Origin of the sequence: Defluviimonas aquaemixtae, assembly GCF_900302475.1 — a bacterium.
GTDB lineage: Bacteria > Pseudomonadota > Alphaproteobacteria > Rhodobacterales > Rhodobacteraceae > Albidovulum > Albidovulum aquaemixtae.
Genome location: NZ_OMOQ01000001.1, coordinates 2,078,557 through 2,103,584 on the forward strand (window position 1 = coordinate 2,078,557; position 25,028 = coordinate 2,103,584).

The 25,028-nt window shown below is 65.2% G+C and carries 24 protein-coding genes; 9 read left to right on the top strand and 15 right to left on the bottom strand.

What is annotated here, in order from left to right:
* The first annotated feature begins 23 nt into the window (after positions 1-23).
* Both DEA8626_RS10195 and DEA8626_RS10200 read left to right on the top strand, forming a co-directional pair.
* The gene (locus DEA8626_RS10195) at positions 24-1,157 is read left to right on the top strand and encodes an aminodeoxychorismate synthase component I (RefSeq protein ID WP_108852846.1); all 1,134 of its coding nucleotides are present in this window, start codon (positions 24-26) and stop codon (positions 1,155-1,157) included.
* A complete protein-coding gene (locus tag DEA8626_RS10200; protein WP_108852847.1) occupies positions 1,121-1,753 on the top strand; it encodes an aminotransferase class IV in 633 nt (210 codons plus the stop codon). The genes DEA8626_RS10195 and DEA8626_RS10200 overlap by 37 nt, the downstream gene beginning before the upstream one ends.
* A 154-nt stretch (positions 1,754-1,907) precedes the next feature.
* Here the strand turns inward: DEA8626_RS10200 and betA are convergent, their stop codons facing one another.
* The 4 genes from betA to betI form a co-directional block, all read right to left on the bottom strand.
* Complete coding sequence (gene betA, locus DEA8626_RS10205; protein WP_108852848.1) at positions 1,908-3,563, bottom strand: choline dehydrogenase; 1,656 nt, start codon at positions 3,561-3,563, stop codon at positions 1,908-1,910.
* Positions 3,563-4,231 carry a glutathione S-transferase family protein gene (locus tag DEA8626_RS10210; protein WP_108852849.1) on the bottom strand — a complete coding sequence of 223 codons (669 nt, stop codon included), beginning with the start codon at positions 4,229-4,231 and terminating at the stop codon, positions 3,563-3,565. Before DEA8626_RS10210 ends, betA begins: the two co-directional genes overlap by 1 nt.
* Complete coding sequence (locus tag DEA8626_RS10215; RefSeq protein WP_219929185.1) at positions 4,228-5,223, bottom strand: threonine ammonia-lyase; 996 nt, start codon at positions 5,221-5,223, stop codon at positions 4,228-4,230. The genes DEA8626_RS10210 and DEA8626_RS10215 overlap by 4 nt, the downstream gene beginning before the upstream one ends.
* Positions 5,224-5,341: 118 nt before the next feature.
* Positions 5,342-5,923: a choline-binding transcriptional repressor BetI gene (betI, locus tag DEA8626_RS10220; protein ID WP_108852851.1), complete on the bottom strand. Its 582-nt coding sequence runs from the start codon at positions 5,921-5,923 to the stop codon at positions 5,342-5,344.
* A 234-nt stretch (positions 5,924-6,157) separates the two neighbouring features.
* On the opposite strand from betI, the gene choX reads away from it, so the two are divergent.
* The 3 genes from choX (at position 6,158) to choV (ending at position 9,078) form a co-directional block, all read left to right on the top strand.
* Positions 6,158-7,093 carry a choline ABC transporter substrate-binding protein gene (gene choX, locus DEA8626_RS10225; protein ID WP_108852852.1) on the top strand — a complete coding sequence of 312 codons (936 nt, stop codon included), beginning with the start codon at positions 6,158-6,160 and terminating at the stop codon, positions 7,091-7,093.
* Between the two features lie 123 nt (positions 7,094-7,216).
* Positions 7,217-8,053 carry a choline ABC transporter permease subunit gene (gene choW, locus DEA8626_RS10230; protein WP_108852853.1) on the top strand — a complete coding sequence of 279 codons (837 nt, stop codon included), beginning with the start codon at positions 7,217-7,219 and terminating at the stop codon, positions 8,051-8,053.
* Positions 8,050-9,078 (top strand): choline ABC transporter ATP-binding protein, encoded by a 1,029-nt coding sequence (gene choV, locus DEA8626_RS10235; protein ID WP_108852854.1) that lies wholly within the window; start codon positions 8,050-8,052, stop codon positions 9,076-9,078. The genes choW and choV overlap by 4 nt, the downstream gene beginning before the upstream one ends.
* A gap of 6 nt (positions 9,079-9,084) precedes the next feature.
* Here the strand turns inward: choV and DEA8626_RS10240 are convergent, their stop codons facing one another.
* From DEA8626_RS10240 to DEA8626_RS10250, 3 genes are all read right to left on the bottom strand, one after another.
* Positions 9,085-9,534, bottom strand: coding sequence for a GFA family protein (locus DEA8626_RS10240; protein ID WP_108852855.1), 450 nt, complete (start codon positions 9,532-9,534; stop codon positions 9,085-9,087).
* 105 nt (positions 9,535-9,639) lie between these two features.
* Positions 9,640-10,545: a DMT family transporter gene (locus DEA8626_RS10245; protein WP_245890821.1), complete on the bottom strand. Its 906-nt coding sequence runs from the start codon at positions 10,543-10,545 to the stop codon at positions 9,640-9,642.
* A 50-nt stretch (positions 10,546-10,595) separates the two neighbouring features.
* Positions 10,596-11,198: a LysE/ArgO family amino acid transporter gene (locus tag DEA8626_RS10250; RefSeq protein ID WP_108852856.1), complete on the bottom strand. Its 603-nt coding sequence runs from the start codon at positions 11,196-11,198 to the stop codon at positions 10,596-10,598.
* An 86-nt stretch (positions 11,199-11,284) separates the two neighbouring features.
* Between DEA8626_RS10250 and DEA8626_RS10255 the strand changes: the two genes are divergently transcribed.
* On the top strand, positions 11,285-12,166 hold the full coding sequence (locus DEA8626_RS10255) for a LysR family transcriptional regulator ArgP (RefSeq protein ID WP_108852857.1): 882 nt from the start codon (positions 11,285-11,287) through the stop codon (positions 12,164-12,166).
* Positions 12,167-12,196: 30 nt separating this feature from the next.
* Here DEA8626_RS10255 and DEA8626_RS10260 read toward each other — a convergent pair whose 3' ends face one another.
* Entirely contained in the window at positions 12,197-12,937 is a 741-nt protein-coding gene (locus DEA8626_RS10260; RefSeq protein ID WP_108852858.1) for a YebC/PmpR family DNA-binding transcriptional regulator, read from the bottom strand.
* A 125-nt stretch (positions 12,938-13,062) separates the two neighbouring features.
* Here DEA8626_RS10260 and DEA8626_RS10265 point away from each other — a divergent pair, with 125 nt between their 5' ends.
* Positions 13,063-14,832 (top strand): SLC13 family permease, encoded by a 1,770-nt coding sequence (locus DEA8626_RS10265; RefSeq protein WP_108852859.1) that lies wholly within the window; start codon positions 13,063-13,065, stop codon positions 14,830-14,832.
* A 36-nt stretch (positions 14,833-14,868) separates the two neighbouring features.
* On the opposite strand, the gene DEA8626_RS10270 is transcribed toward DEA8626_RS10265, so the two are convergent.
* Together DEA8626_RS10270 and DEA8626_RS10275 are read right to left on the bottom strand one after the other, a co-directional pair.
* The gene (locus DEA8626_RS10270) at positions 14,869-16,647 is read right to left on the bottom strand and encodes an SLC13 family permease (RefSeq protein WP_108852860.1); all 1,779 of its coding nucleotides are present in this window, start codon (positions 16,645-16,647) and stop codon (positions 14,869-14,871) included.
* An 80-nt stretch (positions 16,648-16,727) separates the two neighbouring features.
* Complete coding sequence (locus tag DEA8626_RS10275) at positions 16,728-17,540, bottom strand: TIGR00282 family metallophosphoesterase (protein WP_108852861.1); 813 nt, start codon at positions 17,538-17,540, stop codon at positions 16,728-16,730.
* Positions 17,541-17,861: 321 nt separating this feature from the next.
* On the opposite strand from DEA8626_RS10275, the gene DEA8626_RS10280 reads away from it, so the two are divergent.
* A complete protein-coding gene (locus DEA8626_RS10280; protein WP_181366406.1) occupies positions 17,862-18,437 on the top strand; it encodes a VPLPA-CTERM sorting domain-containing protein in 576 nt (191 codons plus the stop codon).
* A gap of 47 nt (positions 18,438-18,484) precedes the next feature.
* Here the strand turns inward: DEA8626_RS10280 and DEA8626_RS10285 are convergent, their stop codons facing one another.
* Positions 18,485-19,039: a 5-formyltetrahydrofolate cyclo-ligase gene (locus tag DEA8626_RS10285; RefSeq protein ID WP_108852863.1), complete on the bottom strand. Its 555-nt coding sequence runs from the start codon at positions 19,037-19,039 to the stop codon at positions 18,485-18,487.
* Positions 19,036-20,418, bottom strand: coding sequence for a magnesium transporter (mgtE, locus tag DEA8626_RS10290; RefSeq protein ID WP_108852864.1), 1,383 nt, complete (start codon positions 20,416-20,418; stop codon positions 19,036-19,038). The genes DEA8626_RS10285 and mgtE overlap by 4 nt, the downstream gene beginning before the upstream one ends.
* A 129-nt stretch (positions 20,419-20,547) precedes the next feature.
* Here mgtE and guaD point away from each other — a divergent pair, with 129 nt between their 5' ends.
* Positions 20,548-21,828, top strand: a complete 1,281-nt coding sequence (gene guaD / locus DEA8626_RS10295; RefSeq protein WP_108852865.1) for a guanine deaminase — start codon at positions 20,548-20,550, stop codon at positions 21,826-21,828.
* 179 nt (positions 21,829-22,007) lie between these two features.
* Here guaD and DEA8626_RS10300 read toward each other — a convergent pair whose 3' ends face one another.
* From DEA8626_RS10300 to DEA8626_RS10310, 3 genes are all read right to left on the bottom strand, one after another.
* Positions 22,008-23,348 (bottom strand): 8-oxoguanine deaminase, encoded by a 1,341-nt coding sequence (locus DEA8626_RS10300; RefSeq protein ID WP_108852866.1) that lies wholly within the window; start codon positions 23,346-23,348, stop codon positions 22,008-22,010.
* Positions 23,349-23,502: 154 nt separating this feature from the next.
* Positions 23,503-24,303 (bottom strand): histidinol-phosphatase, encoded by an 801-nt coding sequence (gene hisN / locus DEA8626_RS10305; protein ID WP_108852867.1) that lies wholly within the window; start codon positions 24,301-24,303, stop codon positions 23,503-23,505.
* Positions 24,304-24,363: 60 nt separating this feature from the next.
* Positions 24,364-24,726: a helix-turn-helix domain-containing protein gene (locus DEA8626_RS10310; protein ID WP_108852868.1), complete on the bottom strand. Its 363-nt coding sequence runs from the start codon at positions 24,724-24,726 to the stop codon at positions 24,364-24,366.
* Positions 24,727-25,028: the final 302 nt, after the last annotated feature.

The window sequence follows — 25,028 nt, forward strand, 5'->3', positions numbered from 1 at the left end:
GATTCACCGACGACCCGGCAGAGATGGTTCTTTTGGAACATGGCCCCGGCGGCCAGCCCGCCCTGTTCGACCGCCCCCGGCGGCTCGTTCGCGCCGACCATGCGCGGGAGGTCGACGCCGCGCTTGATGCGCTTGACCGGGAACGCGCCGATGGCGCCTGGATCGCGGGTTTCGCCAGCTACGAGCTGGGCTACGCGCTCGAGCCGCGCCTTACGCCGCTGATGCCCCCAGACCGCCGGCTACCGCTTCTCGTCTTCGGCGTCTTCGATGCGCCGGGCCCGGCCGACGCCTTCCTCGCCGGTGCCGCAAGGGAGGCTGCCGGCGCGCGCCTCGCCGCAGCCCGGCCGGGTTGGGACGCGGTCGCGCATGGCCGGGCGCTTCGCCGCATCCTCGACTACATCGCGGCGGGCGACATCTACCAGGCGAACCTCACCATGCCGATGCGGGCCGAGCGCCGGGGCAGCGCGCCCGGCCTCTATGCCGCCCTCCGCGCCCGTCAGGCAGTCGGCCACGGCGCCTACGTCGCCCTGCCCGACGTTCCCGTTCTGGTGTCGCGCTCGCCGGAGCTCTTCTTCTCCACCGATGCCGAAGGCGGGATCGAGACGCGGCCAATGAAAGGAACCGCGCCCCGCGCGTCCAACCCCGCGCATGACGCGGCGCTCCGCATGGAGCTGCAGCAAAGCGCGAAGAACCGAGCCGAGAACCTGATGATCGTCGATCTTCTCCGGAACGACATCTCGCGCATCTGCCGGCCGGGCACGGTCCGCGTGCCCGAGCTCTACGCGATCGAATCCTACGCGACCGTGCACCAGATGGTCTCCCGCGTGACCGGGCAGCTCCTGCCCGGCACCGCGCCCTCGGACATCTTGCGGGCGCTCTTTCCTTGCGGCTCGATCACCGGCGCCCCGAAGATCCGCGCGATGGAGATCATCCGGGAACTGGAACTCGGGCCGCGCGGCGCCTATTGCGGCGCAGTCGGCTGGATGGCGCCCGACGGCGCGTCAAGCTTCAACGTCGCCATCCGGACCTTGACGCTCTATGGGGAATTTGAAGTCGAGTTCGGCGTGGGCGGCGGGATCGTGATCGATTCAACGCCCGAGGGCGAATACGAGGAGGCGCTGTGGAAAGCCCGATTTGCAGAGCTGAAACCAGACTGATCGAGACTTTCGGCTGGGACGGCACCGCCTTCCGCCGGCTCGAGGCCCATCTCGCCCGCGCCCGCGCCTCGGCCGCCGCGCTCGGCTTTCGCTGGGACCGCCGCTCGATCGACGCTGCCCTCGCCGATATCTCCGGGCCGGCGCCGCTTCGCGTCCGGCTCACGATCGGACGGGACGGCAACGCCGAAGTCACGACCGGCCCGCTCGCCCCGAACCCGCCGGAATGGCGGCTGATGGTCGCGACCGAACGGCTCGACCCGGACGCCCCGCTCCTTCGCTACAAGACGACCGAACGCGCGCTCTACGACGCAACCCGCGGCGCGCTACCTGAGGGCATCGACGAGGCGCTCTTTCTCAATACGCGCGAAGAGGCTGCCGAGGGCACAATCACGAACCTCTTCTTCGATCTCGGCGAGGGCCTCAGGACACCGCCTCTCGCCTCCGGTTGCCTGCCCGGTATCCTCAGGGCCGAGTTCATCGCTGCCGGCCGCGCCCGCGAAGAGGTTCTCGCCGCCGAGGATCTGCCCCGAGCCCGGCTCTTCATGGGCAACGCGCTGAGGGGCCTAATCCCCGCCCGGATCATCTCTACACCCTGATCTTCATCATTGCCTAAATACCTCGGAGGGGTCCGGGCAGGCAGCGCCTCCCCGTTGGGTAGGCGCGCCGCAGGCGGGGCGAACCCCCTGCGGGCAAGCCGGTACAGGCGACACAGAGCTGCCGCCCCCGTGGACCCTCACCGGAACCGCGGCCTCAGCGCTGCGACTCTCTCCAGCGCGCGCTCATCCACGGCTCGGCGTTCGACGGCGACAGCATCCCCCTGCCAAGCACATGATCGGCCGCCTTCTCGCCGACCATGATCGACGGCGCGTTGAGGTTGCCGTTCGTGATCCGCGGAAAGATCGAACTGTCCGCGACGCGCAGGCCCTCGACGCCGATCACCAGGCATTCAGGATCGACGACCGCCATCGGATCGTCGCGCCGTCCCAGCTTGGCCGTGCCGCAGGGATGATAGGCGCTCTCGGCATGCTCGCGGATGAATGCGTCGATCTCGTCGTCCGATCGCACGTCGGGTCCGGGCTGGATCTCGTGCTTCACGAACGACTCGAAGGCCGGCTGCGCGAAGATGTCCCGAGTGAGACGGATGCATTTGCGGAACTCATCCCAATCGTCGGGATGCGACATGTAGTTGAACCGGATCGCCGGCGCCTCCTTCGGGTCGGAAGACCGCAATGTCACTGTCCCGCGCGACTTCGACCGCATTGGACCGGTATGGGCCTGGAAACCGTGACCCTCGGCCACGGCCTTCCCGTCGTAGCGTACCGCGATCGGCAAGAAGTGATACTGGATGTCGGGATAGTCGACCCCCTTGTCCGAGCGGATGAAGGCGCAGCTTTCGAACTGGTTCGACGCGCCAAGCCCGGTGCCGGTCAACAGCCACTGCGCGCCCACGAAAGCCTTGCCCCAGAGGTTCCAGTACTTGTAGAGCGTGATCGGCTGTTTCGAGGCGAATTGCATATAGACTTCAAGGTGATCCTGAAGGTTCGCCCCCACGCCCGGCCGGTCGGCCAGGACATCGATCCCGTGCTCTGCGAGATGCCCGGCAGGGCCGAAGCCCGACAACATCAGCAGCTTCGGCGTGTTGATCGAAGATGCGGCGAGGATCACCTCGGCGCGGGCGCCGATCACTTCGACTCGGCCGCCCCGTTCGATCTCGACGCCGACGGCACGGCCATCGCGGACCACGATCTTGCGCGCCAGTGCGCGGACCACCGTGCAGTTCTCGCGCTTCAGCGCCGGTTTCAGGTAGGCGTTCGCAGCCGACCAGCGCCGCCCCTTCCAGATCGTCGCCTCGAAAGCACCGAAGCCCTCCTGTTTCTCGCCGTTGTAGTCGTCGGTCACCTCGTAGCCCGCCTGTCGCCCGGCCTCCACAAAAGCGTGGAACAGCGGATTGGTCCGCGGCCCCCGCGTGACATGCAGTGGTCCCGACGCACCCCGGAACCCATTCGCCACACCATTGCCGCCGTGCCAGGTTTCCATCCGCTTGAAGTATGGCAGGACATCGGCAAAGCCCCAGCCGACCGCGCCGCTTTCCGCCCAGTGGTCGAAATCCTTCGCATGGCCACGCACGAAGACCATGCCGTTGACCGAGGACGAGCCCCCGATGACCTTGCCGCGCGGCGTCGCCAACCTTCGCCCGTCCAGATGCGGCTCGGGCTCGGAACTGAACCCCCAGTCGTAAAGCGCCATGTTCATCGGATAGGACAGTGCACCGGGCATCTGGATGAATGGGCCTGCATCGGAGCCGCCGTACTCGATAACGATCACGCGCTTGCCGGCCTCTGCCAACCGATAGGCCATCGCGCATCCACCCGATCCCGCGCCAACCACGACGTAATCGGCTTCCATTATGCACCCTCCGCCCGCAGGCTTTCATAGGAGACCATTACATGGTCCCGGTAGGCCGGCCGCGCGGCCAGCCGGTTGTAATACGCCTTGAAGTCCGGCCGCGAAACTCGCGGCACATCGATATCGAACCAGCGGTAGAGCACATGGCCGATCACGATATCGGCGAGGCTCAGTTCCGTTCCGCAGACGAAGTCCTGTCCTCTAAGCTGCGCCTCGAGACGGCCGAGCGACGCTTCGAACCGATCCAGCGCCGCTGCCAGCGCCGCTTTGTCGCGGTCCTTCGCCGCCGTCCGAACCCGCGCCCAGAAGATCGGACCCGTGAAGGCCGAACAGAACGAGGTCTTGCCCCATTCGGCCCACATGTCGACGCCCGCGCGTATCGCGGGATCGGCCGGCCAGAACGCGCCGCCGTCGCCGTAGCGCGCCGCGAGGTAGCGCAGGATCGCGCAGCTCTCCCAAACGACGAGGTCGCTGTCCTTCAGCACCGGGATTAGCCCGTGCGGATTCATTTCCCGGAATTCCGGCGTGTCGAGGCCGCCGTAGACATGGCCACAGTCGAAGCGTTCGGCGGACAGACCCAGCTCCGCAAGCCCCCACATCACTGCCTGCACGTTCGACGACGTCGCACGGCCAAAGATCGTGAGCCCGGGTTGCTCCCTGGTCTTCATGCGCGGTCCCCCACCAGAAAACCCATGAAGGTCTCGGGCGCGACGTTGCCGCCGGTGACGTAGACCACCACCTCCCTTCCAACCGCATCGACCCGCCCGTCGAGCAACGCGGCGAGCGCGATCGCGCCGGAGGGCTCAAGGACAAGCTTCAGCTTCTCAAACGCGAAGCGAAGCGCCTGCACAACCGCCGCGTCGCCGATCGCTATGCCGGTTACGCCCGCCGCCCGTGCGGCCTCGAACGGGGCGGCGCCGGGCTGCGTTGCCTGAAGCGCGTCGCAGATCGTCCTGCGCCCACTCGTCACCCGCCGGGTCTCTCCGGCCGTGAGCGAGGTGCCCATGCAGTCGTAGCCCTCAGGCTCTACCGCAAAGATGCGGACATCGGGATCGTCATTTCGAAACGCCAGCGCCACGCCTCCAATCAGACCGCCGCCGCCCACGGGGCAGACGACTATGTCGGGCTTCGCTCCGATCTCGCGCAGCTGTTCCAGCGCCTCGAGCCCGGCGCCCGCCTGCCCGGCGACAATCTCGGGGTCGTCGAAGGGGTGAAGCAGAACCAGCCCGTCCCGCGCTGCGATCTCGCGCGCAAGCTCTGCCGCTGCTTCCTCGCGCGGGCGGTCGCCGTGGTCAGATAGGACGACGCGCGCGCCGTAGCTCTCTGTCGCGATCCGCTTGGTTGCAGGCGCGTCGATAGGCATGACGATCGTGACCGGCACGCCTTGCGCCTGCCCGGCTGCTGCCAGACCTTGCGCGAAATTGCCCGAGGAATAGGCCACGACGCCACTCTCCCGCTCGTCTTCCGAAAGCCGAGTGAGACGCCAATAGGCGCCACGGATCTTGAATGACCCGGCATGCTGAAGGCTTTCGGCCTTAACGAAGACCCGGACTGCCCCGGTTGCCCGCGCCAGGGCACCGCTGTCAAGAAGTGGCGTGCGCTGCGTGGCCCTGCGGGTAACGGCGTAGGCGTTCAGAAGGTCGTTGCCCGTCGGGATCATCGCCATCCTCTCGATGCGGCACAACAGCGGGCCACCGCGCCATGCGGGAGAGGCGCAGTCTCAAGCGCCCTGATCAGTTTCTCGACAAAGGCGGCGACGTTCGCTCTGGGCAGCTCGCTCATGCTTCCGCGTCCAGTTCGCGTTCGAGATAGTCCGTCACGACTGCCGCGGCCCTGATTCCGTCCGGGGTGCCGCCCTTGAGGACTTCGCGCAGATACACGCCGTCGATCATAGCGCCCAAGCCCCGCGCCACATCGTCGGCCCGCGCGCCGACAAGCGGCCGAAGGGCGTGGACAAGATTCGAATGAAGCCGCATTTGGTAGATGCCCAGCAGCCGCCGTGCCTCTGGCAGGGTCTGGGCCAAGACATAGAAATTCAGCCACGCACCAATGACTTCGCGGCGGAAGCTGCCGCTCGCGAAGCTCGCGCGAACGACCGCTTGCAGCCGTCCCTTCGGCCCCTCGGCGGCGGCGAGCGCACCGCGTACCTCGGCCCCGTAGAGCGTCAGGACGTGGCGCATCGCGGCAAGGAAAATCTGTTCCTTCGACCCGAAGTAGTGATGCGCGAGCGCCGAGGACATGCCCGCGCGCTTGGCAATCTGGCTGACCGTCACGTCAAGCGTCCCCACGCGCCCGATTTCGCTGATCGTCGCCTTGACCAAGGCCGCCTTTCGAATCGGCTCCATTCCCAGCTTCGGCATCGGTCCGCCCTTTTCCTTGAAGGCAATATGGCTAGCCGATCCTTTATTGACTCGTCAATCAATAAAAACCGAGCGCGCGACTGGCCTGGTTTCTTTTCTACGGCAGTCACTTGGATTAGGGTTACCCGCAGTGCGGGTCGCGCGCCCGGGGACAGTAGGGCAGTTTCCGCTTGCCTTCTGCGTCGGGAGTGAAGTTTATTGACTCGTCAATTAATAAAAACAGGGAGCTAACGAATGATCCGTTCTTACACTTTGCGCACAACGCTGCTCGTTGCGGCGCTGTCGATCTCGGCGCCGGCCTATGCGGAGGGCTGCGACAAGGTCGTCTTATCCGACGTGGGCTGGACCGACATAACTGCCACGACCGCCGTCACGACGACGATCCTTGACGCGCTCGGCTACGAGACCGAGGTAAAGGTGCTCTCAGTGCCGGTAACCTATACCGGTCTGGCTGAAGGCGATATCGACGTCTTCCTCGGGAACTGGATGCCGACGATGGAGGCCGACATCGCGCCCTACCGCGAGGCCGGAACGGTCGAGACGCTCGGCATGAACCTCACCGGCGCAAAGTACACGCTCGCGACCAACAAGGCCGGCGCAGAACTCGGCATCAGCGACTTCGGCAACATCGCCGAGCACAAGGACGCACTTGACGGCAAGATCTATGGGATCGAGCCGGGAAATGACGGCAACCGCCTGATCCTCGACATGATCGAGAACAACCAGTTCGGGCTCGAAGGCTTTGAGGTTGTCGAAAGCTCCGAACAGGGGATGCTGGCGCAGGTTGCCAATGCCGACGGCGACGGCGAACCGATCGTCTTTCTCGGCTGGGAACCGCATCCGATGAACGCCAATTTCGAGCTCACCTATCTGTCGGGCGGCGACGATGTCTTCGGCCCGAACTACGGCGGCGCCGAGGTCTTCACCAACACTCGCGCAGGCTATGCGGCCGAATGTCCGAATGTGGGAAAGCTCCTTGAGAATCTCAAATTCACTCTCGCAATGGAAAACGAGATCATGGGCGCGATCCTCAATGATGGCGAGAATCCGGGCGACGCGGCCCAAGCATGGCTTGCGGCCAACAAGGGCGCAATCGGGCCTTGGCTCGACGGCGTGACCGCCAAGGACGGCGGCGACGCCATGCCTGCGGTCGAAGCCGCGCTCAACTGATCCGAATGACAGGTAGTCTCGCCCCTTCCCGTTTCGCCGCGGGAGGGGGCGTTACTTGCACGACTGACCAATGCCGGAGTCGCAGGCCCCCTGCCCCGGCATCGCCGTATGAAGGGGACAGGGATGGAATGGCTGACTGACAACAAACTGCCGATCGGGAAGGTCTCGAAGAACCTCTTCGACTGGCTGAAGGAGAACGCCGCGCCGTTCTTCGACGCGCTCGCGCAGCTCATGGAATGGCTGATCGACGGCATCCTCTGGGTACTTCAGACGCCGCATCCCCTGATCGTGGTGGCGGCCTTCGTGGCGATTACATGGTTTCTCCAGAGAAGCTGGAAGACCTGCGTTCTCGTCTTCGTCGGCTTCCTGTTCATCCTCAACCAGGACTACTGGAAGGAGACGACAGAAAGCCTGACGCTGGTGCTGTCGTCCTGCGTCGTCTGCATGGCTGTCGGCGTGCCGATCGGCATCGCCGCGGCGCACCGGCCCCGGCTCTACGCCTGGATGCGGCCGATCCTCGATCTGATGCAGACGCTGCCGACCTTCGTCTACCTGATCCCCGCAATCGTCTTTTTCGGCATCGGCATGGTGCCGGGCCTGATCGCGACGGTGATCTTCGTCCTGCCCGCGCCGATCCGGCTCACACATCTCGGCGTCTCGTCGACACCCCAACCGCTTCTGGAAGCCGTCACCGCCTTCGGCGGCACGAAGCGTCAGACGCTTTGGAAGGCCGAGCTTCCCTACGCGCTGCCTCAGATCATGGCGGGTCTCAATCAGACGATCATGCTGTCCCTGTCCATGGTCGTCATCGCAGCGCTGGTCGGCGCCAACGGGCTCGGCGTGCCCGTCGTGCGGGCGCTCAATTCGGTCAACACGGCGCTCGGCTTCGAGAGCGGATTCATCATCGTCGTGGTCGCGATCATGCTCGACCGGATGCTCAGGATCGGAGGCGCGAAATGACGGTCGCGGTCGAGTTCGACAAGGTCAACATCGTCTTCGGCGATTATCCCGAACGGGCACTTCCTCTGATGGACGACGGCCTCGAGCGTTCTGAAATCCAGCGCCGCACCGGCCAGATACTCGGCGTCCACGACTGCTCGCTGACCGTCGAAACGGGCGAGATCCTGGTGTTGATGGGGTTGTCCGGCTCCGGCAAATCGACCCTCCTGCGCGCGGTCAACGGACTCAACCCAGTCTGCCGGGGCGAGGTCACGATCTACGACGAAGGCTGGTCCTGCGAGGTCGTTCACGCAACGCAGGCCGATCTTCTGCGCGTGCGCCGCGAATGCGTGGCAATGGTGTTTCAGCAATTCGGATTGCTGCCCTGGCGGACGGTCCGCGAGAATGTCGGGCTCGGGCTGGAACTTGGGGGCCACGGCGCGAAGCAGAGACGCGAGACGGTGGACCGCCAGCTCGAACTCGTCGGCCTTCTGGAATGGGCCGACCGCAAGGTGGGTGAGCTCTCGGGCGGCATGCAGCAGCGCGTGGGCCTCGCCCGCGCCTTCGCGACCGAAGCGCCGATCCTCTTGATGGACGAACCCTTCTCGGCCCTCGATCCTCTGATCCGCACGCGGCTTCAGGATGAGCTTCTGGAGCTGCAGGAGAAACTGAAGCGCACGATCATCTTCGTCAGCCACGACCTCGACGAGGCGTTCAAGATCGGCAACCGGATCGCGCTGATGGAGGGCGGACGGATCGTGCAGTGCGGCACTGCGCGCGAGATCATCGCGAATCCCGCCTCGGACTACGTCGCCGATTTCGTCGCCCACATGAACCCGCTGGGCGTGCTGCGCGCCTGCGACATCATGCAGGAGGGTCCCGCCCGCGCCCCGAACGCACCGGAAATCCATCCCGACGCACCGGTGAAGGAGGTGATGGAGAAGCTCCGCGAAGTGCCTGCGCTTGCCGTCACCGATGGCGGCAAGACACTTGGACGCATCACCCGTGAAAGCGTGATCGGCCGGCTTCTCGACCCGCGCGGCTGAGTTATCTTATTGAGGGGCGAATTCCGCCAGCAGTGCGGGAAACTCCTCCATCGACCGGAAGCGGTTGAAGCTGCGCACCGCGCCCGTGGTCGCCCAGGGCAGTTTTTCGTCCGTCTGGGTTTCGACGAAGGGCCTGTAGGCGGAGCAGTCATCCATCATCGACGCGCGGACGTTCACGAAGTCGTCCAGGCCTTCCGGACGCGTGAAGAGCCAGCTCATGCAATCGGGGCAGAAGTAATGCCGCGTCGCGCCCCTGAGCCCGCCGATGACCGGTTCGCCCTTGCTGATCGTGAAGCTGTCTGCAGCGTAAAGTGAACTCAGCGAAAATGCGCTCGCCGTCATGCGCTGGCAGCCTCGGCAATGGCACGCCATAGTGATCAGCGGTTCGGCATCGACCGTGAACCGGACATGGCCGCAGCGGCAGCCGCCTGTGTGGCGCGGGTCTTCGTCGGACATCCCGTTCTCCCTTCCGATTGCGGCGGCATGGCGATGGGCCGCAGGCCGACGACACAGTGTTGACGTCATCCTAGCAAGACCCTCCTGACAGGCTCATGTCAGCAGTCACAGCTTTGCCGCCTCGGGCGGCGGCGTCAGGGCGCGCCTTTTCGTCTTCGCCTCGCGCCACGTGATGTAGGTGATCGCCGAGATGATCATGCCGCCGCCGAGGAACACGTAGGGGTCCACCGTCTCGCCGAAGACCGCCCAGCCGAGCAGCGCAGCCCAGACGAGTTGCAGGAACGTCACGGGCTGCGTCACCGTCAGCGGCGCGGCCGCAAATGCACGCGCCATCGTGTAGTGGCCGAGCGTCGCGAACAGCGCCACGAGGCCGAGCCAGAGCAGCTGATCGAGACTCGGCGGCACCCACACCGCGATGGCGAAGGGTGCAAGGCCGGCCGTCACGGTCAGCGACAGTAGCGCCACGAGCGTCCCGGGACCAACCAGCGCCGACAGCCGCTTGGCGAAAAGGTAGGAGCAGCCGAAACAGACCGCCGCACCGAGTTGCGAGAGATGGCCCGGCGCGATCTCTCTCAGCCCGGGCCGCAGCACTACGAGCGCGCCGAGAAGCGCGACTGCGATCGCTGTCAGCCGCCGCAGCGCGAGCTGCTCGCCCAGGAAAAGCGCCGCGCCCGCCGTCACGACGATCGGGTTCAGGTAGCCGATCGCCGTAACTTCGGCGATGGGAATGCGGGCCATCGCGAAAAACCACAGGGTCACGGCTGCCACGTGCAGCGCACCGCGCCCGAGGACAAGTGGCCAGACGCCTGTCGGAAGTCCGCGCCGGAGAACGGGGATCAGCGTCGGCGCAAGGAAGACGATCCCGTAAACGAAGCGGATGAAGGCCGACTGCGCGGCGGGCAGCCCGGTGCCGAGATGGCGTACGATGCCCGTCACGACGACGAAGCATAGTCCCGTCGCGAGCATCCAGAGGATGCCGGCGACGGGGCGTTGCTGCGGATCAAGTGACATGCGGCGACATGAGCCCATCCCGAAGGCAGGTGCAAGCCCGCCCCAGCGCCTCAGCCCAGCGCGAGCCGCGCGGCGATTCCCCACATGACAAGCGCGACGGCGCCGTCGAGCCAGCGCCACGCAGCGGGCCGCGCGAAGACCGGTGCAAGCGCCCTGGCTCCGAAACCGAGCGCCGTGAAGAAGACGAATGAAGCCGACGTCGCGCCGGCGGCAAAGGCCCATTCGCGGCCCGGAAACTGCGCTGAGATCGAGCCGAGCAATACGACCGTGTCGAGATAAACATGGGGGTTGAGCCACGTGATCGCTGCGAGTGTGACAAGAACCGTTCCAAGCCGAGCCGAGCCGGCGCCGCCCGCCTTCAGCGCCCCTTCCCCGTTCAGGGCCGATAGCGCTGAACGCAATCCGTAGAATACAAGAAACGCGACACCGCCCCACCGCAAGGCCGGGCCGATCCACGGCGCCGCCGCGCTCGCCGCGGCGAAGCCCGCGACGCCCGCAAGGATCAGGACCGCGTCCGAACTGGCGCAGAACAGCACCGTAGGCACGACATGCTCACGCCGCAGCCCCTGGCGCAGCACGAAAGCGTTCTGCGCCCCGATCGCCATTATCAGTCCGAGCGAAAGCTGAAATCCCGCTAATGCCGCCAACCACATGCGCCGTCCTCCTGTCCGCAGGCTTGACTAGCGCTTCAAATCCATTAAACCTAATTAATGATATTACCTTCAATTAAGTCTGACTAATGATAGACCCGGGTCAGCTCCGCGCCCTAGCGCTCATCCTGCGCACCGGGTCGTTCGAGGCAGCCGCCGAAGCGCTCCACGTCACGCCCTCGGCGGTCTCACAACGGATCCGCGCGCTCGAGGACCGGCTGGGCACCACGCTCGTGATCCGCGCCCAGCCCGCGCGCGCCACCGAAGCGGGCGCGCGGCTCGCCCGGCATGCCGAGGATATGGAACTCCTCGAACAGGCGCTCGCCGCCGATCTCGGCGCCGATCTCGGGGGCGAGCGGCCGAGCGTCCGGATCGCCGTCAACGCCGACAGCCTTGCCACCTGGGTCCTGCCCGCGCTGACCGCAATGGCGGACGTGCTCTATGACATCGTCACCGACGATCAGGACCATTCCGCAGACTGGCTCAGGCGGGGGGCCGTGCAGGCGGCGGTCACATCTCAGGGCGCGCCGATTGCGGGCTGCGACACCTTCCCGCTTGGCGCGTTGCGCTACATCGCGACTGCAAGCCCGGAATTCGTGCAACGGTGGTTCGCGCGCGGATTGGACGCAGACAGCCTGTCGCGCGCACCCGCGCTCGTGTTCAACCGCAAGGACGCGTTGCAGACCCAATGGACCGAGAGGCTCGTCGGCAAGCGGCTTCCACTGACGGCGCATTACGTGCCATCAAGCCACGCCTTCGTGGAAGCTGCCCTTGTCGGCCTCGGCTGGGGTATGAACCCTGAACCGCTCGTCGAAGGGCATCTTCGCGACGGAAGTCTCGTTGCAATCGCCCCCGACGCGCCGATGGAGGTCGTGCTTCACTGGCAGGTCGGCCGCCTTTCCGCCCGCGCGCTCGCGCCGCTCACGCAGGCGATCAGACAGGCTGCGGGCGCGTATCTCGTACCGGTGTGACCGACACGCGCGCTTCGCCGCCTTCACGCCTCAGAGCTGTACTGCGACTTCCTCGGGAATGTCGAAATTCGCCGTCACGTTCTGGACATCGTCATCATCTTCGAGCGTCTCGATGAGCCGCATGAGTTTCTGCGCCGTCTCGAGATCGACATCGGTGCGGCTCTGCGGGCGCCATGCGAGCTTCGCCTCCTCGGATTCGCCCAGCGCCACTTCAAGCGCGTCGGCCACAGCAGACAGGTCAGAGTCGGCGCAATAGATCCAGTGCCCGTCCTCGTCGGATTCAACGTCCTCCGCTCCCGCCTCGATCGCGGCCATCATCACCGTGTCGGCATCGCCCGCGCTCGCGGGGTACATGATTTCACCGACCCGGTCGAACATGAAGCTGACGGAGCCCGTGGTGCCGAGATTTCCGCCGTGCTTGGCGAATGTGGAGCGCACGTTCGAGGCGGTGCGGTTGAGATTGTCGGTCATTGCCTCAACGATGATTGCAATGCCGTTCGGCCCATAACCCTCGTAACGGATCTCGGTGTAGTCCTCGGCATCGCCGGCTTGCGACTTCTTGATTGCGCGCTCGATCACGTCTTTCGGGACCGACGCCGATTTCGCGGCTTTCACCGCAAGGCGTAGCCGCGGGTTCTTCTCGGGATCCGGATCGCCCATCTTGGCGGCTACCGTGATCTCCTTCGCGAGCTTGGAAAACAGCTTCGACCGGGCCGCGTCCTGCCGGCCCTTGCGATGCTGGATATTGGCCCATTTCGAATGGCCCGCCATGGATGTCTCCGTCAATGCGTGCAGATTTCGCGCCTCTATATGTCAGGCCCGGCACTGGCTTCAAGCCTCGCGCCAGCTTGCATCGGCCGGAGCGAAACGGTTCACTGGCCGCGACAGGAGACGCCATGACCCAGGACCAGTTGCTGCTTTTCTCGCTCTTCGCGCTCGTGTTCGGAGCGCTTATCTGGGGCCGCTGGCGCTACGACCTTGTGGCATTCACCGCGCTGATCGTCGCGGTCGTCTCCGGCCTCGTGCCCGCCAAGGGTGCTTTCGAGGGCTTCGGTCATCCCGCAACGCTCGTCGTGGCACTCGTTCTCGTCGTCTCGGCGGGGCTTACGCGCGCAGGCGTCGTCATGCTCATCACGCGCACCTTCGTCGATGCCGGCCGGGCGCTCGGCACGCATATCACCATCATGGGCTCGGTCGGCGGCGTGCTCTCGGCCTTCATGAACAATGTCGCGGCGCTCGCGCTTCTGATGCCGGTCGAGGTGGCCAGCGCGCGCAAGGCGGGCCGCAGTCCGGGCCTGTCGCTCATGCCGCTCTCCTTCGCGACGATCCTCGGCGGCATGGTGACGCTGATCGGAACGCCGCCCAACATCATCATCGCGACGATCCGGCAGGATTCGCTTGGCGAAAGCTTCGGGATGTTCGACTTCGCCCCAGTCGGCGGGGTCGTGGCACTTGCCGGGCTCGCCTTCGTCGCGACAATCGGCTGGCGGCTGATCCCGGTGCGCGAGGACGCGGCGGCGGACCGCGAGACGGCCGCCTACGTGGCCGAACTGGTCGTATCGGAAGACTCCAAGCTGGTCGGCAAGACGATGGGCAATCTCTACGAGGAAGGCGACAAGGCCGGGGTCATGATCATGGCCCTCGTGCGCGACGAAAAGCGATACTACAACCTAGCGCGCCACACCAAAATCGGGACTGGCGACGTTATCCTCGTCGAGGCCGAGGCCGAGCCGCTCGATGAACTGCGCGCCGGGCTCAAGCTCGATTTCGCCGACCACCGACGCAAGCATTACCTTGCTGCCGAAAAAGCCGGCTTCACGATGGTCGAGGCGGTGGTGACGACAGATTCGCGCATCCGCGGGAAGACAATCGAGTCGGTCGGGCTTATCTGGCGCCACCGCACGGCACTCATGGGCATTTCGCGGCGCGGCCAGAAGATCAAGGGGCCGCTCAGAAAGGCGCGGATCAGGGCGGGCGACATCCTCCTGCTTCTCGCACCAGCCGAAACGGCCGACGAAGTCGTCGATTGGCTCGGTGGCCTGCCGCTCGCCGAACGCGGGCTGACTGTGACGAGGCAAGATCACACCTGGGCCGCGGTCGGGATCTTCGCGGTCGCGGTGCTTGCCGCGAGCCTCGGGCTTATCGACCTGCCGGTCGCACTTGGTGCGGTCGTCGTGGGTTACGTTGCGACCGGCGTGCTGCCGCTCTCCGAGATTTATGAGCATATCGAATGGCCGGTGATCGTGCTTCTTGGCTCGATGATCCCGCTCGGCGCTGCGCTGGAAAGCTCCGGCGGCACGGAACTGATCGCCGGCGGGCTGACCGGGCTGACCGCAGGCGCACCGGCCTGGGTCGCCATCCTTCTCCTCATGATCGTGACGATGTCGCTGTCGGATGTTCTCAACAACACCGCGACCGCTATCGTCGCCGGGCCCGTCGGCATTGCGATGGCCCGCAGCATGGAGGTCTCGCCCGATCCGTTCCTGATGGCGGTCGCGGTGGCGGCGTCCTGTGCCTTCCTCACCCCGATCGGGCACAAGAACAACATGCTGATCCTCGGGCCCGGCGGCTACCAATTCGGCGACTACTGGCGCATGGGTCTGCCGCTCGAGATGCTCGTCATCGCCGTCGGGCTGCCGATGATCCTCCTGATTTGGCCACTCTGATCCTCCTGCCGCGCAATGCACGGGCTTGCTGCCGGATCAGAGAGGCCAGATGAGCGGGATCACGAAGCTCGCAGTTACGGCGAGCGTCAGGTTGAGCGGAATGCCCACCTTGAGATAATCAGTAAACCGGTAGCCGCCGGGCCCGTAGACGAGCATATTCGTCTGGTAACCGATGGGGGTCGAAAACGCTGCGGAGGCCGCGAACATCACTGCTACTACAAGCGGGCGGGGATCGAATCCCAGAGAATGGGCAAGCTCGATGGCGACCGGCGCGAAGATCACCGCAACCGCGTTGTTCGACACAATTTCAGTCAGCAGCATGGCGAGAAGATAGACCGCGAGAATGACAAGCTGCGGCGGCAGGTTCTCAAGCATGGGGCTTACCCAGCCTACAATCAGCTGAGCCGCGCCTGACTGATCAAGGGCTGCGCCGACGGCAAGCATCGAGAAGATGAGCGCGAGAAGCCGTCCCTCGATGAATGAGAACGCTTCGTCGGCATCGATACAGCGTGCCAGAAGTACGATCGCGACGCCAATGATCGACAGGGGCAGGATTGGCGCGACACCCAGCCCGGATAGCATCACGATTCCCGCGAGAACTGCGAAGGCAATCGGAGCCTTGGCGCGCCTATATGCCTTTACGGTGGGCTTTGAGACATCGACGAGGTCCATGTCCGCAGCGAGGCGCTGAATGTCCTCGGGCGCACCTTCAAGAAGCAGCGTGTCACCCACGACGACCACGAGGTCGTCAAGCTGGCGTCCGATATTCTGGTTCCGACGGTGCACGGCGAGTGTGTAGACGCCGTAGCGGCGGCGCAGGCGCAACTCGCCAAGACTGCGGCCGATCATCCGGCAGCCCGGTGAGATCAGCACTTCGACCGTCTCGGTCTGGACCGACGACAGCTTGTCGACCAGGCGAATGTCCTTGCTTTCCTGAAGGCCCAGAAGCTCTGCCATCTCGGTCCTCAGCACCACCCGGTCCCCGGCCTGAAGGACAACGGGCGCGAGATCGCGGCGCAGCGACGCGTCGCCGCGCAATACGTCGATCACGCGAACGCCCGAGCGCTTGAATAAGTCAACCTCGAGCACGCTCTGGCCAATGAGATTGGAGTCCTCGGGCAGAGCGACTTCTGTGAAGAACTTCAGCTTGCGGCGGTCGCTCAGCATGCCCGCCATCGACTGCCGCTCGGGCAGGAGGTGCCGCCCGATTGTGGCGATGTAGATCATGCCGATGACCACCTGGATGACGCCCAGCGGCGTGATCTCGAATATCGAGAATGGCTCCAGCCCCTGGCTGCGCGCGACGCCGTCGACGAGCAGGTTCGTCGAGGTGCCGATCAACGTCACCGTGCCGCCGAGGATCGCGGCGTAGCTGAGCGGAATCAAAAGCTTCGAGGCCGCGACATTCAGCCGCCGTGCGATCGAAACCATCACTGGGATCATCACGACGACGACGGGCGTGTTGTTCAGGAAAGCCGAGGCGAGCGCAACCACGCCGAATAGAATGACCAGCGTCACCGTCGGGCGATGATCGGCATTGGCCTCGGCCGTGTTGGTGAGCCATTCGAGCACGCCGGTCCGCACGAGCGCGCCCATGATCAGAAACATCGCGGTGATCGTCCAGGGCGCTGGATTGGTCAGCGCCGCCATCCCGACGTCGTAGGGCAGAAGGCCAAAGACGAGGCAGAGCGCCGCGCCCGCGATCGCCACGACCTCCACCGGATAGCGTTCGCGCACGAACATCACGAACATCCCGACCACAATGGCAAGGGTCAACACGGCCTCGCCATTGGACGAGAGGGGAAGTTGGATCATTCAGGTGCCCTGCATGTCACGCGCCCGTGATATTAGCCATGGCATCGGACAGGGCAACGGCGATCTGCGAAACGTCCACCTCAGGGCCGCGCTTCGTCGAGCCGTCCACCGACCCGGATCATGCGCACTTTGGTGGCAAGTCCGGTCCGGTCGTCAGTCTCGGCGTACAGGCCGGAAAGAGTGGCCTCTCCCTTTGCGGGAGTCAGTCGCTCCTTGCCCATCCCGGTTACGAAGCGCCGCATCGGCTCAAGCTTGTCCATTCCGATGATCGAATTGTAGTCGCCGCACATGCCCGCGTCGGACTGATAGGCCGTGCCGCCGGGCAGGATTTGCGCATCGGCCGTCGGCACATGCGTATGCGTGCCGACGACGACGCTCGCCCGACCGTCGCACCAATGGCCCATACCCATTTTCTCGCTCGTCGCCTCGCAATGAATATCGACAAGCGCCGCCTGGACGGCGCCGCCGAGGGGATGGGCCCTCAACGCCGCGTCAATCGCGGAAAACGGATCGTCGAAAGGCCGCTTCATGAAGACCTGACCCAAGGCTTGAGCAACGAGCACCTTGCGCCCACCCGCAGCCGAATAGACGCGCGCGCCTTTGCCCGGGGCGGTTCGCGCGAAGTTCAACGGTCTCAGAATACGCGGCTCGGTCTCGATGAAGGACAGCATGTCCTTTTGATCGAAAGCGTGATCCCCGAGGGTCAAACAGTCTGCCCCCGCAGCGAGCAGCGCCTTTGCGTGATCTGGGGACAGCCCCGCGCCCGAGGTCGCGTTCTCGGCATTGACCACGACGAAATCGAGCGCCCAGTCTTCGCGAAGACCCGGCAGCCGCGACACGACTGCCGCACGCCCCGAGCGGCCCACAACATCGCCGAGAAAAAGCATTTTCATCCGCCCTGCCTATTTGGCCCCAAGCGCAAGCGCAAGCGCCGTCGCCGCGCTGTGTGGTGGCGCGCGCGCTCGGCCGTTCTGACTGACCGCGACCGACTTCAATCGCCCTAGCTGTGTCGTTCGCGCATCATCTCTCCCGGCGGGATCGCTGTTCTCAACGCGAATCCGGCAGAATCCCGCCCACGACGCACGCATGAGTTGAAAGATGTTTGACGCTTTGCGACCGCGGGCCCTACCGTTCTCTCTAGTTATACAGTCAGGGAGAATTCCATGTTTGGTTGCGCAGCGAGAAACGTCGCGGCAGGAGTCTTTGTAGCGGCGATGTCCCTGGCTATCCCTGCGTGGTCGACCACCATCACTTTCAGCAGTCTGCCCGACGAAGGCGCCGCCCTCACATCGTACACCGAGAATGGCATCACCGCGACGGCGGGCAGTGGCACGCTCGGCTGGTTTACCTCTCCAGGGTCCGCCCATGTGGACGATTCCGGCACGGGGTTCACCGCCGACATCACTTTCACGACCGGTGGCATCTTCGACGCCGTCGGCTTCACGCTGACATCGCTCGGCTATTCCATGCTCAGCGCCCCCGGCCCGGTCACCGACAACATTCTCGTCACCGGCTACGTTGGCGGCAGCCTCGTGGCAGGCGCGAACTACACCCTGTCATCGGTCGCCGGAGCCGTTCAGAACATCCTGCTCGGCACCGCGTTCACGGGTATCGACGCCCTGACGATCAGCCTGCTCTATCCGCGCAATGTCACCTTTTGCGATGCGCCGTGCGGACATTTCGACCTCAATGACGTGACGCTCGCCGCGGTTCCGCTTCCCGCGTCGGCGTTGATGCTAGGCGTGGCCGCGCTGGGTCTCGGATTGGTCGCTCGCCGCCGCAAGATCTGACGCGTCCTCGTACTCGGCCGGACCGGCCGCAAGACCGCCCGGCCGCCTTAGGCACCGGGCGCAATCGTTTCCGCTTCGGTGACGATGAGGTCGAGTGGCTGGTCAGTCGCCTCGATGGGCACCTCGTCCACCTCCTGCGCGGCAAAGGCGAACCCGATCGCCGTCACCGGACCGCGCGCCCGCAGGCCCTCGAGCGTCCGGTCGTAGAAGCCGCCGCCATAGCCGAGCCTGAAGCCGCGCCGGTCGAAGGAGAGGAGCGGCACGATCAGCACCTCGGGCACCAACCAGTCGCCGCTTTCGGGAACCCGCGCGCCGAACGTGCCTGGAACCATCACCGCCTCCGGGCTCCAGCCGCGGAACTTCAGCGGCCGCCCGGAGCCGAGAATCACCGGCACGCCGACCGCCCCCTTGTGGGCGGCCATGGCGGGCAGACAGTCGATTTCGGTCCTCATCGGCATGTAGCCTGCAAGCACCTTGCCCGCATGACCGGTCAGCGCGGTCAATAGCCGCGCCGCATCGCTGTCCTTCCGGTTCGCGAACGCCACTTTTCTCCGCGAAAAGGCATCCGCCCGCGCCGCCGCCTTGATGTCCGCAAGAGTCACAGGAGCACCATCGCGGCCAACCCAAGGAAGGCGAAGAAACCCACAACGTCGGTCACCGTTGTCACGAAAGCGCCCGAGGCCAACGCGGGATCAACGCCCGCCTTTTCCAGTGCCACGGGTATGAGTATCCCGGCGAGCCCGGCAACGACCAGATTGACCACCATTGCGGCAGCAAGCACGACGCCGATCATGGTGGAGCCGAACCAGAACCAGCCGACGACGCCCATCACCACGGCAAAGATAACGCCGTTGAAAAGCCCGACCGTCGCCTCGCGCCGGACGACCCGCCACATGTTCGAACCGGTAAGGTCGCGCGTTGCGATGGCGCGCACTGCGACCGTCAGCGCCTGCGTGCCCGCATTGCCACCCATCGAAGCGACGATGGGCATGAGGACCGCCAGGGCCACGATCTGCGCGATTACACGCTCAAACTGAGCGATGACGACAGAGGCGAGGATCGCGGTGACAAGGTTCACGCCCAGCCAGGGAAGCCGTTGCTTCGTCGTCTCCGCGACGCTGTCCGATAGCGAGCCGTCGCCGACACCGGCAAGGCGCAGGATGTCCTCCTCGTGCTCCTCGTCGAGGACAGCCATCGCGTCGTCGATGGTGATGACCCCGACGAGACGCTCGTCCGCATCGACGACCGGGGCCGAGATCAGGTGGTACTGGTTGAACGCATAAGCGACGTCTCCCTCCTCTTCGAGGACGTCAATCGTGCGAAAACTTTCCTCGGCAATGTCGGTTAGCTTGACCGCCCTCTTCGACGACAAAAGCTTGCCGAGCGTTACGTAACCTGTCGGATGCCAGCGCGGATCGACCAGGATCATGTGGTAGAACTGATCGGGCAATTCCTTGGCGTTCCGGAGAAAGTCGATCGCCTCGCCAACCGTCCAATGTTCCGGCGCGGTCACGACCTCGCGCTGCATGAGGCGGCCGGCGGAGTATTCTGGATAGGTCAGCGACTGCTCGACGGCGGCGCGCTCGCCTTCGGGCAGCGCCCCGAGGATCCGTTCCTGCTGCGGCTCCTCCAGGTCCTCGATCAGATCGACGACGTCGTCGGAATCGAGCTCACGCACCGCCTCGGTCAGCACGTCGTGCGGAAGCGCCTCGATCACCTCTTCGCGGATCGATTCGTCGAGTTCGGACAGGATCTCGCCGTCGATGCCCTTGGACCACAGGCGAACGAGATCGGCCCGTTCGGCCGATCCGATCTGTTCGAGAAGGTCGGCGATGTCGGCCGCGTGCAGCGGCTCCATCAACGCGTCGATTGCCGCCGCGTCGCCGGTTTCCACCGCATCGAGGATCGAGTCCACGACACGCGGGTCGAGGCTGTATTCGTCCTCGTCGCGCTCGACGACCTCGTCCTCGGTTTCCGCCATGCCGCCCCCGTCCGATTACCGCGACATTATCGGAAGGTGTTTCAAAGAAACAGAGGCGACCCACCGATATCGCAGCTCGTTCGATCTGCTTAGACTGGACGGGTTACAGGGATAAGACTGCGAGGGAAGATGGCGGATCTGCTGATCGGACAGACGTTGCGCTTCACGGGAGATCCCCTGACCGAGGGGCTTGCGGTGGCGCAGCACAGCAGCCGCGGCGGCGTGCTGATCGAGGGCGGCCGGATCGCCGAAGTGGGCGAAGCCGACGCGCTGCGAGCGGCGTACCCGGCGGCTCAGGTGACCGACTACGGCGCCGCGCTGATCTCGGCGGGCTTCATCGACGCCCATGCCCATTATCCTCAGACCGCGATGATCGCGAGCTGGGGCAAGCGGCTCATCGATTGGCTGAACGCCTACACCTTCCCCGAAGAGATGAAATTCTCTGATCCCGCCTATGCGGCCGCGATCGCGGCGCGCTATTTCGACCTGACGCAGTCGTACGGCACGACCACGGTGTGTAGCTACTGCACGATCCATCCCGAAAGCGTCGACGCGTTCTTCGGCGAAGCGCAGCGCCGGGGAGTGCGCGCATTCGCAGGCAAGACCTGCATGGACCGGAACGCACCCGGCGCCCTGACGGACACGCCGCAATCCGCCTACGACGACAGCAGAGCGCTCCTGGAGAAGTGGCACGGGCGGGACCGCCTTTCCTATGTCGTGACGCCGCGCTTTTCACCCACTTCGACGCCCGATCAACTGGAGGCGATGGGGGCGCTTTGGCGCGAACATCCCGAGTGTCTGATGCAGACCCACCTGTCCGAGCAGACCGACGAGATTGCGTGGGTGAAGACGCTCTTCCCTGACGCGCGCGACTATCTCGACACCTACGAGGCGCACGGCCTTCTCGGCCCCGGCGCGGCCTTCGGCCATGCGATTTATCTGGAATCGCGCGAAATCGACCGGCTGAGGGAGGTTGATGCGAGCCTCATCCACTGTCCGACATCAAACACCTTCATTGGGTCGGGGCTCTTCGACACGGGCGGACTCGCGGCGTCCGGCCACCGAATCGGGCTCGCGACCGACACGGGCGGCGGGTCGAGCTTCTCGATGCTGCGCACGATGGCGGCGGCCTATGAGGTCGCGCAGCTGCGCGGCCGGGCGCTCCATCCCGCCGAGCTCTGGTGGCTGGCGACCGCGGGCTCGGCCCGGGCGCTCAGGGCTGGCGACCGGATCGGCAATCTCGCGCCCGGACTGGAGGCGGATATCGCTGTCATAGACCTGGCGTCCACCCCCGCCATCGCTCAACGCAGCGCCCGCGCGACCGACATCTGGGAGGCGCTCTTCCCCACCATCATGATGGGCGACGACCGCGCCGTCGCAGCGGTCTGGATCGGCGGCCGCCCCATCTGATCCAGAGGCGACGCCTGCGGCGTCACGCCTCTACTGGGGTCGCCCGCGAGACGCGGGCTCCCGTGCCTCCGGCGGAGGTATTGCGAGCAAGATGAAAGAATGAGCGCCCGCTCATTCACCTCGCCCGAAATACCTTCGGGGGAGAGTGGGCCGCGAGGCGCAGAGAAGCCAAACCGCCCCTAATCAGCTAGCCGCCGGGCGAGCCGATTCTGATCCTCGATAACGCGTGGCAGGTCGAGCGTCGCGACATGTCCGCCCGCAACGATCCGACGCCCCTCGACGAACAGATCGCGCACCCGCGTCGGACCACAGAGCACGAGCGCGGCGACCGGGTCCCAGGCGCCGGCCGCCTCGATGCCCGAGGCGTCCCAGATGGCGATATCCGCGCGCTTGTCCGGCGCGAGCACTCCGCAGTCCCCGCGCCCGAGAACCCGCGCACCGCCGAGCGTCGCGATCTCGAGCGCCTCGCGTGCGCCCATCGCGTCGGCGCCGTTCGCCACTCGTTGCAGAAGCATGGCCTGGCGCGCCTCGGCCACGAGGTTACCGGCGTCATTCGACGCCGAGCCGTCGACGCCGAGCCCGACCTTCACGCCTGCGTCGCGCATCGCGCGAACTGGCGCGATTCCCGACCCCAGCCGGCAATTCGAGCATGGGCAATGCGCGACGCCTGTTCGGCTGCGTGCGAAGAGCTCTATCTCCGACCGGTCGAGCTTGACGCAATGCGCGTGCCAGACATCGTCGCCGGTCCAGCCGAGTTCCTCGGCATATTGCCCCGGCCGGCAGCCGAACTGGGCTTCGGAATAGGCGACGTCCTCGTCGTTCTCGGCGAGATGCGTGTGCAGCATCACGCCCTTGTCGCGGGCGAGGAGTGCCGCGTCGCGCATCAGTTCCCGGCTGACCGAGAAGGGCGAACACGGCGCGAGGCCGACCCGCAACATTGCGCCGTCGGCCGGGTCATGGAAGGCGTCGACAACGCGTTCCATGTCGGTCAGGATCGTCACCTCCGGCTCGACGAGGCTGTCGGGCGGCAGGCCGCCCGCGCTTTCGCCGATCGACATCGCACCGCGCGTCGGGTGGAACCTCAGCCCGATCTCTCGCGCGGCGTCGATCGTGTCGTCGAGCCGCGCGCCGTTCGGGAAGAGGTAGAGGTGATCGGAAGTGAGCGTGCAGCCCGACAGCGCCAGTTCGGCGAGCCCCGCGAGCGCCGAGACACGCATCTCCTCCGGCCCGAAGCGCGCCCAGATCGGGTAGAGCGTCCGGAGCCAGCCGAACAGAAGCGCGTCCTGCCCGCCCGGCACCGACCGCGTGAGCGTCTGGTAGAGATGATGGTGCGTGTTTACGAGCCCTGGCGTCACGACGCAGCCGTTTGCATCCACGACCTCGGCGCCGGGAGCCGACAGCCCCTGCCCGACCAACGCGACGACGCCGTCCCGTATCAGGACGTCTGCGTCCGGCAGTTCGTTCCGTTCCTCGTCCATGGTGACGATTCGAAGCGCATTGCGGATGAGAGTTTCGGTCATGCCTTCCTCCTGCCACCCCTTCGGAGGATCGGGACCGGCCGCGCGACAGAAGGGGGAAGGACTCACCCGGCGTGCTCAGACTACCGATCCCTGCGCCGTCTCACCATACGCGAATGCCTGAAGGTGTGTTCATCCAGCCCAAGAGTGAGAAAGCTCAGCCGTTCAGAAGCGCCATCGCCGCTTCGTGCACTTCGGGGTTGGCGGCGGCCAGCACCCGTCCGCCCTGATGAACGGGCTTTCCGTGCCAGTCGGTGACGCGGCCTCCCGCCGCCTCTATCACTGCGATCGGAGCTTGGATGTCGTATGGCTTGAGACCGGCCTCGATCACCAGATCGACCTGCCCGGCGGCGATCAGCGCATAGGCGTAGCAGTCCATGCCGTACCGCGTGAGCCGTACCCGGTCAGCGACACGCCGGAAGGCTCGGCCCTCGGATTCGGAGCCTACTTCGGGAAAGGTCGTGAACAGCGTCGCCTCGCCGAGCGGCCGGGCGGGGCGTGTGCGCAGGGCCCGCCGCCCCTGCGGGCCGGAAAGTTCGGAGCGCCCAAGGCCTCCCTCGAAGCGTTCGCCGATATAGGGCTGGTCAATCAGACCATAGACCGGCCCGTCCGCGTTCGAGACCGCGATCAACACGCCCCAGGTCGGCGTTCCGGAGAGATAGCCGCGCGTGCCGTCGATCGGATCGATGACCCATGTCAAACCTGATCGGCCCGAGACCGCACCGAATTCCTCGCCGAGGATGCCGTCGTCAGGCCGGCGTTCGGCGAGGATTTCGCGCATCCGCGCCTCGGCCGCGCGGTCGGCCTCCGTCACCGGATCGAAGCGCCCATCTTCCTTGCTGTCGGCAAGAAGGCCGTCGGATCGGAAATGTCCGAGCGTCGCCTCGCGGGCGGCATCGGCAAGTGCATGGGCAGTCGCGACGATCGCAGCGCGTTCGATCTCGGTTACTGATGTCATCGGGGCCTCGCTGGTCGGCCCAGCGGTAGCCCCGGCCATCTGTTGCGTCAATGGCGCCCGTCAGGCCGCGTCCGACAGCACCTTGGCGAGGTCGAAGAGCCGGCGACGCTGCGCCTCGGGGATCGCGTAGTACGACCGCACGAGCATCAGCGCTTCCTTGTCGGCGAGGATGTCGCCATCGATCTCTTCCACGACATGGCTGCGCGCGTCGAGGCCTTCGAAGAAGAAGCTGATCGGCACGCCCAACGCGTCCGAGATGTCCCACAGCCGCGAGGCCGAAATCCGGTTCATGCCGGTTTCGTACTTTTGGATCTGTTGAAACTTGATCCCGACCTTGTCGGCAAGCTGCTGCTGGGTCATCCCCACCATCCAGCGCCGATGCCGAACTCGTTTGCCTACATGTACGTCAACAGGGTGCTTCATAATATTCTCCAAGACTATTGCCACTCTCTACCAAGCAAACGTCGTCCCAATCAGATCATTCGCCTACGTTCTATTTTCACCATTTACCGAGCGGTTGTTGTGGCGGGTCCCCGCTTCGCCTCAAGGTAATCCAGAATGGGGCAACTAGTCATCCTATACGAAAAGACATGTCCTTTCGCTCGCCTTTAGATAAATTTGCATTTTGCAACTCATATTGCGAAGATTGCGCGTCGTTCGCTCCCATTTCGCGACGAACGGTAGAATCGGTTCGCCGTCTGGATTCTCTATAAGGCGAGGACTAC

What these genes read in the sequence shown, in the direction of transcription:
- DEA8626_RS10195 (WP_108852846.1), top strand. Translation starts at nt 24, where the DNA reads ATGGTTCTTTTGGAACATGGCCCCGGCGGCCAGCCCGCCCTGTTCGAC.
- betA (WP_108852848.1), bottom strand. Translation starts at nt 3,563, where the DNA reads ATGGAAGCCGATTACGTCGTGGTTGGCGCGGGATCGGGTGGATGCGCG.
- DEA8626_RS10210 (WP_108852849.1), bottom strand. Translation starts at nt 4,231, where the DNA reads ATGAAGACCAGGGAGCAACCCGGGCTCACGATCTTTGGCCGTGCGACG.
- DEA8626_RS10215 (WP_219929185.1), bottom strand. Translation starts at nt 5,223, where the DNA reads ATGATCCCGACGGGCAACGACCTTCTGAACGCCTACGCCGTTACCCGC.
- betI (WP_108852851.1), bottom strand. Translation starts at nt 5,923, where the DNA reads ATGCCGAAGCTGGGAATGGAGCCGATTCGAAAGGCGGCCTTGGTCAAG.
- choX (WP_108852852.1), top strand. Translation starts at nt 6,158, where the DNA reads ATGATCCGTTCTTACACTTTGCGCACAACGCTGCTCGTTGCGGCGCTG.
- choW (WP_108852853.1), top strand. Translation starts at nt 7,217, where the DNA reads ATGGAATGGCTGACTGACAACAAACTGCCGATCGGGAAGGTCTCGAAG.
- choV (WP_108852854.1), top strand. Translation starts at nt 8,050, where the DNA reads ATGACGGTCGCGGTCGAGTTCGACAAGGTCAACATCGTCTTCGGCGAT.
- DEA8626_RS10240 (WP_108852855.1), bottom strand. Translation starts at nt 9,534, where the DNA reads ATGTCCGACGAAGACCCGCGCCACACAGGCGGCTGCCGCTGCGGCCAT.
- DEA8626_RS10245 (WP_245890821.1), bottom strand. Translation starts at nt 10,545, where the DNA reads ATGTCACTTGATCCGCAGCAACGCCCCGTCGCCGGCATCCTCTGGATG.
- DEA8626_RS10250 (WP_108852856.1), bottom strand. Translation starts at nt 11,198, where the DNA reads ATGTGGTTGGCGGCATTAGCGGGATTTCAGCTTTCGCTCGGACTGATA.
- DEA8626_RS10255 (WP_108852857.1), top strand. Translation starts at nt 11,285, where the DNA reads ATGATAGACCCGGGTCAGCTCCGCGCCCTAGCGCTCATCCTGCGCACC.
- DEA8626_RS10260 (WP_108852858.1), bottom strand. Translation starts at nt 12,937, where the DNA reads ATGGCGGGCCATTCGAAATGGGCCAATATCCAGCATCGCAAGGGCCGG.
- DEA8626_RS10265 (WP_108852859.1), top strand. Translation starts at nt 13,063, where the DNA reads ATGACCCAGGACCAGTTGCTGCTTTTCTCGCTCTTCGCGCTCGTGTTC.
- DEA8626_RS10270 (WP_108852860.1), bottom strand. Translation starts at nt 16,647, where the DNA reads ATGATCCAACTTCCCCTCTCGTCCAATGGCGAGGCCGTGTTGACCCTT.
- DEA8626_RS10275 (WP_108852861.1), bottom strand. Translation starts at nt 17,540, where the DNA reads ATGAAAATGCTTTTTCTCGGCGATGTTGTGGGCCGCTCGGGGCGTGCG.
- DEA8626_RS10280 (WP_181366406.1), top strand. Translation starts at nt 17,862, where the DNA reads ATGTCCCTGGCTATCCCTGCGTGGTCGACCACCATCACTTTCAGCAGT.
- mgtE (WP_108852864.1), bottom strand. Translation starts at nt 20,418, where the DNA reads ATGGCGGAAACCGAGGACGAGGTCGTCGAGCGCGACGAGGACGAATAC.
- guaD (WP_108852865.1), top strand. Translation starts at nt 20,548, where the DNA reads ATGGCGGATCTGCTGATCGGACAGACGTTGCGCTTCACGGGAGATCCC.
- DEA8626_RS10300 (WP_108852866.1), bottom strand. Translation starts at nt 23,348, where the DNA reads ATGACCGAAACTCTCATCCGCAATGCGCTTCGAATCGTCACCATGGAC.
- hisN (WP_108852867.1), bottom strand. Translation starts at nt 24,303, where the DNA reads ATGACATCAGTAACCGAGATCGAACGCGCTGCGATCGTCGCGACTGCC.
- DEA8626_RS10310 (WP_108852868.1), bottom strand. Translation starts at nt 24,726, where the DNA reads ATGAAGCACCCTGTTGACGTACATGTAGGCAAACGAGTTCGGCATCGG.